Source organism: Rhizobium sp. P2_G9 (assembly GCF_056403475.1).
Genome location: NZ_JBFUFK010000015.1, coordinates 60507 through 72063, shown reverse-complemented (window position 1 = coordinate 72063; position 11557 = coordinate 60507). Strand labels below are relative to the sequence as shown.

General features: G+C 62.9%; 10 protein-coding genes and 1 riboswitch. All 10 genes read right to left on the bottom strand.

Annotated features, from left to right (window positions below):
• Positions 1–149: 149 nt before the first annotated feature.
• Entirely contained in the window at positions 150–269 is a 120-nt protein-coding gene (locus tag AC1DYF_RS14690; RefSeq protein WP_477877619.1) for a 4Fe-4S dicluster domain-containing protein, read from the bottom strand.
• Between the two features lie 196 nt (positions 270–465).
• Positions 466–2274 carry an allophanate hydrolase gene (gene atzF / locus AC1DYF_RS14685; RefSeq protein WP_477877464.1) on the bottom strand — a complete coding sequence of 603 codons (1809 nt, stop codon included), beginning with the start codon at positions 2272–2274 and terminating at the stop codon, positions 466–468.
• Between the two features lies 1 nt (position 2275).
• Positions 2276–5812, bottom strand: a complete 3537-nt coding sequence (gene uca, locus AC1DYF_RS14680) for an urea carboxylase (protein WP_477877463.1) — start codon at positions 5810–5812, stop codon at positions 2276–2278.
• Between the two features lies 1 nt (position 5813).
• A complete protein-coding gene (locus AC1DYF_RS14675; RefSeq protein ID WP_477877462.1) occupies positions 5814–6464 on the bottom strand; it encodes an urea amidolyase associated protein UAAP2 in 651 nt (216 codons plus the stop codon).
• A gap of 11 nt (positions 6465–6475) precedes the next feature.
• Positions 6476–7297 (bottom strand): urea amidolyase associated protein UAAP1, encoded by an 822-nt coding sequence (locus tag AC1DYF_RS14670; RefSeq protein ID WP_477877461.1) that lies wholly within the window; start codon positions 7295–7297, stop codon positions 6476–6478.
• Positions 7297–8118, bottom strand: coding sequence for an ABC transporter ATP-binding protein (locus AC1DYF_RS14665; protein WP_477877460.1), 822 nt, complete (start codon positions 8116–8118; stop codon positions 7297–7299). Before AC1DYF_RS14665 ends, AC1DYF_RS14670 begins: the two co-directional genes overlap by 1 nt.
• On the bottom strand, positions 8115–8933 hold the full coding sequence (locus AC1DYF_RS14660) for an ABC transporter permease (protein ID WP_477877459.1): 819 nt from the start codon (positions 8931–8933) through the stop codon (positions 8115–8117). Before AC1DYF_RS14660 ends, AC1DYF_RS14665 begins: the two co-directional genes overlap by 4 nt.
• A gap of 27 nt (positions 8934–8960) precedes the next feature.
• Positions 8961–10034 carry a putative urea ABC transporter substrate-binding protein gene (locus AC1DYF_RS14655; RefSeq protein ID WP_477877458.1) on the bottom strand — a complete coding sequence of 358 codons (1074 nt, stop codon included), beginning with the start codon at positions 10032–10034 and terminating at the stop codon, positions 8961–8963.
• Positions 10035–10108: 74 nt separating this feature from the next.
• Positions 10109–10218, bottom strand: a riboswitch (guanidine-I (ykkC/yxkD leader).
• Between the two features lie 262 nt (positions 10219–10480).
• Positions 10481–11131 (bottom strand): GntR family transcriptional regulator, encoded by a 651-nt coding sequence (locus AC1DYF_RS14650; RefSeq protein WP_477877457.1) that lies wholly within the window; start codon positions 11129–11131, stop codon positions 10481–10483.
• A gap of 32 nt (positions 11132–11163) precedes the next feature.
• Complete coding sequence (gene hpxZ, locus AC1DYF_RS14645; RefSeq protein ID WP_477877456.1) at positions 11164–11538, bottom strand: oxalurate catabolism protein HpxZ; 375 nt, start codon at positions 11536–11538, stop codon at positions 11164–11166.
• Between the last annotated feature and the right edge of the window lie 19 nt (positions 11539–11557).

Sequence of the window (11557 nt, the reverse complement as noted above, 5' to 3'; positions counted from 1 at the left end):
GGCCGCAGCCTCTTCCATGATGAAAGGGAAGAGCTTGCGCTGCATGGTCTTTCTGCTGCGATGCTGAGCTACCGCTTTCGCACGGACTTGCGTCCAAGCATCCTTCCATATTCGGATAAACCGGCCCCGCACCTCCCTGCGGGAAACCCTCAGTTGATGTTATGATCGGAGTGCTTGATGTTGCAAGTCCCGCAGTGAATGCGGTTTTGCGAATTGATCACAAATGCGTCCTGGCCATGCGTTTCGCGTCTCGATGATCTCGCAGTGATGGGTGAGCCGATCGGGCGAGCGCGGTTGAACCGCGCCGGAGAGCATCACCGCCGAGATTTCAATCTGGACCCATGGTGGCGACGTCGATCACAATGGAAAAGGTCTTAACCTATTGCGACGACAAATTCCCGCGGCGAAAGCCGAGTGGACGACGATTTCGGCCACGGCGGAAACAGACAGGCCTATTCGATTCCCTTAATTTGAAAGGCTGGCATTGACGTATGGGCGCCAGCCGCCCAGATGGGTGATTTCCTCGGCGTCCCTCACCGCATGCGCTTCACAGAGAAAGCCCGAAACCGACGAGCCATCATCCAGCTTGATCTTGCCGATGCCGAGCGGCGCCGGAATTTTCTGCACGAAGCGGCCGAACGCGTGCGGCGGCAGAGCCCAGACTTCTACCGCCAGTCCCGATCCTATGAAACCAGGCTCAAAAATCAGGCCTGGTTTCGGCGGCGTAGTGTCGGGCAGGACGAACAGCCGGTAGCCGGCAGCAGTCTTGCAAGCCTTGACCAGTCGCCCGCCGGGGCCGGTCAGTTCATGGTTCAGCGGCATGCCAGTCAAATGCGCACCGACCACGACCACGGGCACAAAGCCGTCATCGAGCGCCGGAACCCGGCTGATTTCGGGGAGAGTAGCGGTGCGATCAACGCCCATACCAGCCGCGAGCGTCCGGTGCATGGCATCGGCGAAGGGAGCAAGTGCATCATCGGTGAAAGCCGGGCCGATCAGAGTAACGCCGGCCGGCAGATGGCCCTCGGCATCGAAGCCGGCAGGAATGGCGATTGCGGCGCAATCGAGCAGGTTGACGAAATTGGTGTAGCGGCCGAAATGGCCGTTGCGGACGATCGGATCGGCCAGCATGTCCTCGACCGTATAGGTGGTGGGAGAGGTCGGCAGCATCAGGATATCGACCTTCTCCCACTCGACCTTGGTCTTCTGGCGCATCGCTTCGAGCTTGTATTTGCCCTCGAAGGCGGCCACGGCGTCATAGGCCTTGGCGCCTTCGATGATCTTGCGCACGGTCGGATCGAAATCCCCGGCATTGGTGGCGATGAAATCCTTCACTGCGGCGAGACGCTCCGCCACCCAGGGGCCATTGTAAAGCAGTTCGGCCGCCTGGCGGAACGGTGCGTAGTCGAAGGGCACGATTGTTGCACCCAAAGACCGGGCGCGTTCAATCGCTGCATCATAGAGCGCTTCGACATCCTTGTTGCCGAAGAATTCGCGCTCGGGACCGTCAAGCACGCCGATCCTCAAGCCTGATGCGGGCAGGCTCGCGGGAACGGCCTTGCGCGAAAAGGGATCAGCGGCGTCATAGCCTTCCATCACCTTGCGGATCACAACACCATCGCCCACGGTCGCGGCGAAGACGGTGACGACATCGACGCTGCGGCAGGCCGGCACGACGCCGACATTGGGCACGAGACCCGGCGTCGGCTTGATGCCGACGAGATTGTTGAAGGCGGCCGGCACGCGGCCGGAGCCGGCCGTATCGGTGCCGAGCGCGAAGGTGGCTAGACCGGAAGCGACCGTCACTGCCGAGCCCGAGCTCGACCCGCCCGACACATAGGCCGGATCGAACACCGAGCGCGGTGCGCCGTAGGGAGAGCGGGTGCCGTTCAGCCCGGTGGCAAACTGGTCGAGATTGGTCTTGCCGATGACGATGGCGCCGGCCGCCTTCAGGCGGGCAACCACGGTCGCATCCTTCTCCGGCTGGAAGGCATAGGCAGGGCAGGCCGCCGTCGTCGGCAGGCCGGCGACGTCGATATTGTCCTTGACCGCGAAGGGTATGCCCCAGAGCGGCAGGCTGTTGGGTTCCGGCGCGCGTGCCAGCAATTCCTTTGCCGCCGCACGAAGTGCGTCATCGGGCGTGGGGGTGATGAACACTGCCGGGTCCTTGCTGGCGGCACGGCGGGCAATCACCTCCTCGATGACATCGAGCGGTGTCGCGCCGGCTTGATAGGCGGCGCGAAGGCTGGAAAGATCGAGAATAGTGGGCAGCATGTCAGCATTCCTCCAGGACGACGATGACGTCGCCAGCTCTAATGTTTCGGCCGGGGCCGGCGCGCAATTCGCGCACCCGGCCTGCGGCGTGGGCAGTGACGTTGATTTCCATTTTCATCGATTCGATGATTGCCAGTGTATCGCCCGGCGCCACTGTGGCACCCGGTTCGACCATAATTTTCCAGATATTGCCGGGGACCGAACTTGCCGCTCCGAAGCAACCGGCCGGGACATCGCCGTCGAGGCTTTGACCGGCGCCTTCATCGGCGACGAAACTGTCGAGCCCTGCCTCCTTCCAGCGCTGGCGTTCAGCTTCGAAGGCCGCCTGCTGGCTGGTCTTGAAACGAGCAATAGACTGGGCATTGTCGCTGAGCGTTTTTTCATAAGCAGCGTAGGAGAATTCTGTTTCCTCGATCTTCACTGGGTAGCCGCCATGCGGGAAGGCGGCGCGGGCCTCCATCAGTTCCTGGTGGCTGACGGGGAAGAAGCGGATCTGGTCGAAGAAATCGAGCAGCCAGGGCTTGCCCTTGGCGAATTCGGGCGTCTGGCGCCAGGTGTTCCAGACCTGGATGGTACGGCCGAAGAGCTGGTAGCCGCCCGGCCCCTCCATGCCGTAGATGCACATATAGGCGCCGCCGATGCCGACAGCGTTTTCCGGCGTCCAGGTGCGGGCCGGATTGTATTTCGTCGTCACCAGCCGATGCCGGGGATCGATCGGGGTCGCCACCGGCGCACCGAGATAGACGTCGCCAAGACCGAGCACGAGATAGCTGGCATCGAAGATGATGTCGCGCACGGCCTGCTCGTCGGCGAGCCCATTGATGCGGCGGATGAACTCGATATTCGACGGGCACCAGGGCGCGTTGGGGCGCACCAGTTCCTGATATTTGCGCATTGCCAGCTGTGCTTCGGGATCGTTCCATGACAGCGGCAGATGCACGACGCGGCTCGGCACTTTGACGTCATGCGCCGAAGGCAGCGTGGTCTCGATCTCGGCCAGCAGGCCGAGCAGCCGGCGCCGCGTCAGCGCCGTGCCGTCATAATGGATCTGCAGCGAGCGGATGCCGGGCGTCAGGTCGATGAGACCAGGCAGTCTTGCCTGCAGCACCGCTTGCATCAGGAGGTGCACGCGCAGCCGAAGTGCGATGTCGAGGCTCATCGGGCCGTATTCGACCAGCAGATTGTCCTCGCCCTGCCGGCGATAGACGACGGAGACGGGCCCATCGTCATGACGCCCGACGATCGCCGAGCCGGTGTCGATGGGATTGCGGATCGCCGGCCCGGCAATCGGGTCTTCCGCAGGCTTGACCGGTCGGAAGCGGATCGTGTCGCCCGGCTTGAACTGGCCCATTTTCCATTGCTCGTCGCGGGCGATCACCGCCGGGCAGACGAAGCCGCCAAGGCTCGGGCCGTCCGGGCCGAGGATGATCGGCATGTCGCCGGTGAAGTCGATCGCACCGATCGCATAGGCATTGTCATGCAGGTTGGAGGGATGCAGCCCCGCTTCGCCACCGTCGCTGCGCGCCCATTTCGGCGCCGGGCCGATCAGCCGCACGCCGGTGCGGGCGCTGTTGAAATGCACTTCGTAATCGGTCGAGAACAGCGTCTCGATATCGCTCTCTGCAAAGAAATCCGGGGCGCCATGTGGGCCATAGATGATGCCGACATCCCACTGCCGCGTCAGGTTGGCAGGTTCGCTCGCCGGCTGTGCCGGTTCGCTTGGTTTCTGGCGAGCAAGATGCAGCACATGGCCGGTCTTGAGCGTGCCGGTGGCATTGCCGCCGAAGCGGCCGAGATCGAAGGTGGCGCGCGAGCCGAGCACGACGGGGGCGGCAAACCCGCCGGCGACCGCGAGGTAGGCGCGCTGCCCGGGTCCGTTGATCGGACCAATCGTCAATGTCTGGCCGGCGCGAATGGAGATCGGCCTGTTGTGCGGCAGCCTCTCGCCATCGCAAGTCATCGGCATTTCCGCGCCGGCGAGTGCCACAACGCTGTCGGCGAAGAAGCGGAGCATCGGTCCGGCGACCGTCAGCTCCAAGGCTGTCGTCGTATCGCCATTACCGACCAGCCGGTTGGCGTGCCGGAAGGACCGTTCGTCCATCGGACCGCTCGGCGGCACGCCGACATGCCAGAGGCCCAAACGGCCCGGCAGTTCCTGCAGGCTCGATTGCGCGCCCGGCGCCAGCACCTCGATGATATCGGGGGTGAAGGCGAAATCGCGCAGTGCAGTGGTCGCTACCTTACCGCTGGCCAGTAGGTCGGAGGCGGCGATTGCACGCAGGTAATCGAGATTGGTTTCGATGCCGGCAATCGAGGTTTCGGTCAGTGCGGTTTGCAGCTTGGCAATCGCTGCGGACCGGTTCTCGGCGGCAACGATCACCTTGGCCAGCATCGGATCGTAGAAGGGCGTTACCTCCGTGCCGGTTTCGATCCAGCCGTCGACGCGTGCGCTTTCGGGGAAAGCAACTTCGGTCAGCAGGCCGGCGCTGGGGCGGAAATCGGCATGCGGCATCTCGGCATAGACACGTGCCTCGATCGCTGCTCCCTTGGGCACGAGATCGACCGCCGCCGCAAGCACGTCCTCGCCGGCCGCCTGGCGGACCATCCACTCGACCAGATCGATGCCGAACACCGCCTCGGTTACCGGATGCTCGACCTGCAGCCGGGTGTTGACCTCGAGGAAGTAGAATTCCTCACGCACGGGATCATAGATGAATTCCACCGTGCCGGCGGATTCATAGGAAACCGATTTGCCGAGATCGACCGCCGCCTTGTGCAGGCGTGCGCGCACAGCATCCGAAAGGCCGGGCGCTGGCGTTTCCTCAATGACCTTCTGGTTTCGACGTTGCAGCGAGCAGTCTCGTTCGCCAAGCGCGATCACCGCACCCTTGCCATCGCCGAAGATCTGCACCTCGACATGCCGGGCTGCGGCGACGAAGCGCTCGATATAGACGCGCGCATCGCCAAAGCTTGCCCGCGCCGTGCGCTGCACGCTTTCGAACGAGGCTTTCAGCGCGGCCGGATCGGCGCAAAGCTGCATGCCGATGCCGCCGCCGCCGGCTGTGCTCTTGAGCATTACCGGATAGCCGATGGTCTCGGCCGCCGCCAAGGCCTCTTCGGCACTTTGCAGCAGGCCGGTGCCGGGCAGCAGCGGCACGCCGCTCTCCCTGGCCAGTTCCCGAGCAGTATGCTTCAGGCCGAAGGCCGAGAGATGCTCCGGTCGCGGGCCGATGAAGGCAATTCCTTCGCCGGCAAGGCGTTCGGCGAAACCGATATTTTCCGAGAGAAAGCCATAGCCGGGATGCACCGCCTCGGCACCGGTCGCCTTGCAGGCGGCGATGACGGCGTCGACATTCAAGTAGCTCTCGCTCGCCGGTGCAGGGCCGAGGCGAATGGCTTCATCCGCGCTCAGGGCCGCTTTGGCAAAACGGTCGGCGTCGGAATAGACGGCAACGGAAGCGATGCCCATTTTCCTGAGCGTTCGGATGACGCGGACGGCGATTTCGCCGCGATTGGCAATGAGGACTTTCTTGAACATCTCAGCCCTCGGCATTCCAGATCAGCACCCGGATCGGCGTCGGGTCGAAGCCGTTGCAGGGATTGTTGACCTGCGGGCAATTGGAGATGACGCAGAGCACATCCATTTCGGCGACCAGCTCGACATAATCGCCGGATGCGGAAATGCCGTCGACGATGGTCATCTTGCCATCCGGGCTGATCGGCACGTTCATGAAGAAATTGATGTTGGGCACGATGTCGCGCTTGCTCATGCCGTGCCTGGAAACTTCGAGCACGAAATTGTCGCGGCAGGCATGCAGGTATTTCACGCCGTGGCCGAAGCGCACCGTATTGCTCTCGCAGGAGCAGGCGCCGGCGGAGGTGTCGTGCCGGCCGCAGCTGTCGGCGGTCATGGTCAGCATCACCCGGCCTTCATTGGAGATGATTTTGGTGCCGATGCCGACATAKGCGCCGGCCTGGGCCCGCATCGTGTCCTGGTTGGAATAGCGTTCGGCGAAATCGTCGGCGCGGTAGAACAACGTGTCGATCGCCTGCTGGCCGTAACTGTCCTCGATGCGGATCGTCTGGCCCTTGCGGACCACGCCCGACCAGGGGGCTTCGGCGGGGATGAAGTGATCCTCGACAGCGTTTTCGAGGCTGCGAGAGGGGGAGGTCTGGACGAAATCACTCATGGTTCTCTCCCTCAGGCCAGCATCATCGCATTGTTCTCGAAGCCTCTGATGGCTTCGGCGGTTGCCGTCCGGCAGAGGTCGTCGGCGACCGGCAATGCTGGGCGGAAGCGGGTGACGATCACCGGCTTCGGCTGATAGAACGGATCGGGATCGAGGGGATGCGGGCAATTGGAAAGACCGACCAGCATGTCCATCTCGGCGCGTAATTCGGCATAGTCGCCGCTATTGGAACGTTTGCCGCGCCAGGCGAAGTGGCCCTCATCGTCGACGCTGACGGGAGCAAAGAGGTTGAGCACGCCGGGAATGTCGCGCCGGTCGAGCCCGAGCTTGCCGGCCACGAGAATGAGATTGTCGCGAGTGTTGCGGGTTTTGGTGCCGGGATATTTCACGGCATTCGACGCGGCGGTCGAACCGCCCATCAGGCAGTCATGCGCCCCGCAACTGTCCTCGACCAGCGAGAACATCACCCGGCCCATATCGGAAAAGATCACTCTTCCCTTGCCGAGCGCCGTCGTCCACTGCACCTTGACCGTATCGACCAGGTTGATCCGCTCGCTGGTGTCATCGGTGTTCCAGGCGATCAGCGCCACGGTCGAATTGCCCTCGGCCTGATCGATGCGGATCGCTTCGCCGCGCAGCAATTTCGTCGACCAGTACCAGCCGCCGGGAACGGTCTCCTGATGGATGACCGTCTCGGCCGCGATCGGCGGCGCCGGCAGCGGACTGGCGGCGGGTAGCGCCTTGGGCGCGAATTCCAGACCCTTTCTCTGGTGTTCCTCGTAGCGCGCGCGGTTGGCGGCGATTTCCTCGGGCGAACGTCGGATATGCATCATCACTTTTCTCCTGATGGTGCCGGGCCGTCCCGGTATTGCCCCAGGGAGACGACCGGGTCGTCCCGGTCGGGGCTGTAGATCGAAGCCTGGCCGGCAAGCCGTGGCGGCCAGATGGAAATGTCCTTGGTGATGGTGGCGCCGTAGCGCTCCTTCTCTTCCGGCCGATCGCGCGGCCGCTCGAAGGCGACGACGCGGCTCGCCAGCGTGAAGGCTTCGCGCATGTCATGCGTGACCATCACCACCGTCATCTGCGTCTCGTTCCAGAGCCGCTTCATCAGCTTGTGGATCTCGGCGCGGATGCCGGGGTCGAGCGCGCCGAACGGTTCGTCGAGCAACAGAACCTTGGGCTTCATGATCAGCGCCTGCGCCAGCGCCAGCCGCTGCTGCATGCCGCCCGAAAGCTGGGCCGGATATTTTTTCTCGGCGCCGGCAAGACCCACTTCGGCGATCATCTGGCGGGCTTGCTCTTCGGCGCTTCGGCGGGCAGCGCCGAAAAGCTTTGCCTTGTAGCGCGCGGCAGAGAGCTCCAGCCCCAGCAGCACGTTGCCGAGCACGGTGAGATGCGGAAACACCGAGTAGCGCTGGAAGACCACGCCGCGATCCGGCCCGGGCTCGCCCGGCAGCGCCAAGCCATCGAGCAGGATCGTTCCCCTGGTCGGCTGCTCCTGGCCGAGCAGCAGGCGCAGGAAGGTCGACTTGCCGCAGCCGGACGGCCCGACCAGGGCGACGAAGGCGCGCGAGGCGACCGTCAGCGACACCCGCTCCAGCACGATCTGGTCGCCATATTCCTTCCAGAGATTGTCGATCACCAGCTCGCTCATGCCTGCTTCTCCAGTTCCGACCAGGGGAAGACGGCAATACGCAGGCGGTCGAGCAGGAAGTTCATCACCACGGCCAGCAGCGTGATCCAGACGACATAGGGAAAGATCACATCCATCGCCAGATAGCGGCGGACGAGGAAGATGCGGTAGCCAAGCCCCGATTCCGAGGAGATGGCTTCCGCCGCGATCAGGAACAGCCAGGCCGGACCGAGCTGCAATTTCAGGCAGGTGATCAGCCGCGGCAGGATCTGCGGCAGCACGACGCGCAGCGCAATCTGCCAGGAGGTTGCGCCTAGCGTTTCGGCCTTGACGGTCTGCTCGCGCGGCAATTCGAGCGCCTTCAGCGCCAGGTCGCGGACCATGGTCGGCGCGACGCCGATGACGATCAGCGCGATCTTCGACGTCTCGCCCAAGCCCATGATGATGAACAGGATCGGCAGCAGCGCCAGCGGCGGCACCATGGAGATGACGGCGACGAACGGCGCCAGCAGCGACCGGATATAGGGCAGGACACCGATCGCCATGCCGATGACGAGCGCGATCGCCGTCGAAATACCCAAGCCCGCGACCAACCGGATCAGGCTCGCACCCGTATCCGACCAGAGCAGATAGTCGCCGGTGCGCTGGTCGGCGACGAAGGCCATGCGGTTGATGGCGTCGGCGAAGCCGGCAAGGTTCGGCAAGAGCTTGTCATTGGCATTGACGGCCAGCCGATCGGCCGAGCCGATCGCATAGGCGATCAGCACGGCGATGAAGGGCACCAGCAGCAGGGCAAGCTGTGCACCGCGGCCCGGCCTAGCATTGATCCAGCGCATGTCTATCGCTCCGAAAACGATGAAATCTCAGAGCTTTCCGTCGGCTGCCGCCTTCATATAGGTGGTGGTGAACCTGAGCTTGACGTTGCCCTTGTCGCCGAGGATCGTGCCGTCGGGCATTTCGATACCGATTACATCGGCGGAGGCTGCGCCATTGCCGAGCAGGCCCTTGGAGAACAGGAAGTTGCGGACCGAATCCATGGTTTTCGGCAAAGCCGGGGAACTGGTGAAGGCGAGCGCATCGGCCGGCTTGTCGAACAGTTTCGTGGCCGCGACCTGGGCATCGAAACCTTTGAGGTCGGTGCCGGAGGCCTTGCCCATGGCGTCGCGGGCCGCCTTGGCCTCGGCGGTGTCGGCCTTCATATAGGCGGCGGTCTCATACCAGATGCCGGCCAGTGCCTTGCCGAAATCGGGATTGTCCTTCAGCGTCGCGGTATTGGCGGCCATCAGGTCGATGATCTCGCCAGGAATCTGCGAGCTGTCGAACACTTTCTTCGCTGTGGGATCTTCGAGAATGGTCGAGACCAGCGGGTTCCAGGTGACAACGGCCGTCACGTCTGCCGTCTTATAGGCGGCGACCATGTCGGCATCGGATGTGTTGATCACCTTGACGTCGCGCTCGCTCATCTTGAGGCTCTCGAGCGCCCGGGCAAGCAGATAGTCCGAGACGGAGAACTGGACCAGGTTGACGTTCTGGCCCTTGATGTCGGCGAGCGTGCCCTTGTTCTTGAGGATCACCGCGTCATTGCCGTTGGAGAAATCGCCGACGATGACGGCGGTCGTATCGACACCGCCGGCCGCCGGAATGGAGAGCCCGTCCATGTTGGTCAGCGTCACCGCATCGAACCCGCCGGCCGTGAACTGGTTCATCGATTCGACATAGTCGTTGAACTGGGTGACATCGATCTTGATGCCATATTTGTCGGCCCATTTCTTGACGATGCCATGGTCGGCGGCGTAGCCCCAGGGCATCCAGCCGACATAGATCGACCAGGCGACCTTGAATTCCTTCTTCGGCGCGGCATCGCCGGCCGACAGGCCGCCCGCGACGAGTGCTGCAGCCAGAGTGGTGATGGACAGGATTTTCGACAGCGTCTGCATTCAATTCCCCTTTTGCTTGTTCTCAAAAAGGGATCGGCATAGACCATCGCGCCGCCAATCCCTTGGCCAACGAGGTCTCCCGGGCTTTTCTCCCGCCGTGCATCCGGTGGGATGTCTCCCACACCGGTGGTAGCTCTCGGACCAGCACGCTCGCAGGAGCGCCGGAACCCTAGCCACCAACTCTGCATACAACGGAGCAAGGGGCGTGCCACTTCCCTAAGCCTTTGATCTTGTTGTGGTTAAGTGAAATAGATCGAGTTTATGGTGAAGACGCACATGCATTTGCACGAAAAATAGGCGTTGCCGGCCTGAGCGATAGGCAAAGCTCGATGCGGGGTCACGTGCGTTGTGTGGGAGCTGAGTACGATGAGAAAATCATTTTTGGCGAGGCAGGTGGAAGCCGATGCATGGAAGCGCAGCGCCTGGAGCCAAATACCGGAAACCGATCAGCCGCGGGCAAAGTCGTTCCAGGCATCCTCGACAAGCGTGATGTGGGCGCGCATGAATTTGGCTGCGTCACCACGGTTACCCTGCAGGATCGCCTCCACCACCCGTCCATGCTCCGCATGCGAGCGGGCGAGGCGCCCAAGGGTGGAGAATTGTGCACGGCGGAAAGGCTGCAGGCGCTGGCGCGTCTGGCGCGTCACGTCTTCGAGATAGCCGTTGTGAGAACCCTGATAGATGGCATTGTGGAACATCTCGTTGAAACGGATATAGCTCTGGCGATCACCGGCGGAGACGATGGCCGACATGTCTGCGTGGAGGCGGTCCAGCGCGTAGCGTTCGGCGACGGTCATCCGCTCGGCACAGAACTCGGCGCACAAGGATTCGAGATAAGCCATCAATTCAAACATCCCAGTCAGGGCTGGGGCATCGGGTTTGGCGACGATCGTGCGGCTATGCGGCTTTTGCTGCACCAGCCCGCTGGCCACAAGTTGCTTGAGCGCCTCGCGAATGGGCGTGCGTGACACCGAGAATTCCGACGCCAGTTGCGACTCGTCGAGCACCGATCCCGGAGAAAGATCACCGCCAATGATCCTGTCGGCGAGCTCCCGCCTGATCTCCTCCGCCGATGTGCGTGGCAATTTCTCTAGCACTGGCCCGTCCATCAGCTTGCCGACCGCAAAAGTCAGGCATCCATCATGCTCACATGCGCAGCGGCCACCTTCCAGCCAGTCGCCGTTCGGATCCAGACCTGTGTCTGGCGACCGACCTTGCCCGGTATGTCCTCGCGCAGGAACATGGTCTGGGCCGTCGCGCAGTCGCTGCCGTAGCTGGTGATCACGGTACGGTCAAGCTTGCGCTCGAACGGCGCCTGGCTTGCGCGGAAGGCAAGGATCTCCGTATAGCCATGCTGGACGTCGTTGACCCCATAGCGCACTGTCTCTGCATGATCGAGGAACATGCGCGCCAAAGTCTCGTTGTCATTGGCGAGAAGGGCGGCTTCATAGGCGGCAAAGATAGCCTCGACTTCCGCCAGCACGGCCGGATCATTGATGGTCATCGGTTGCCCTTCGCTTCAT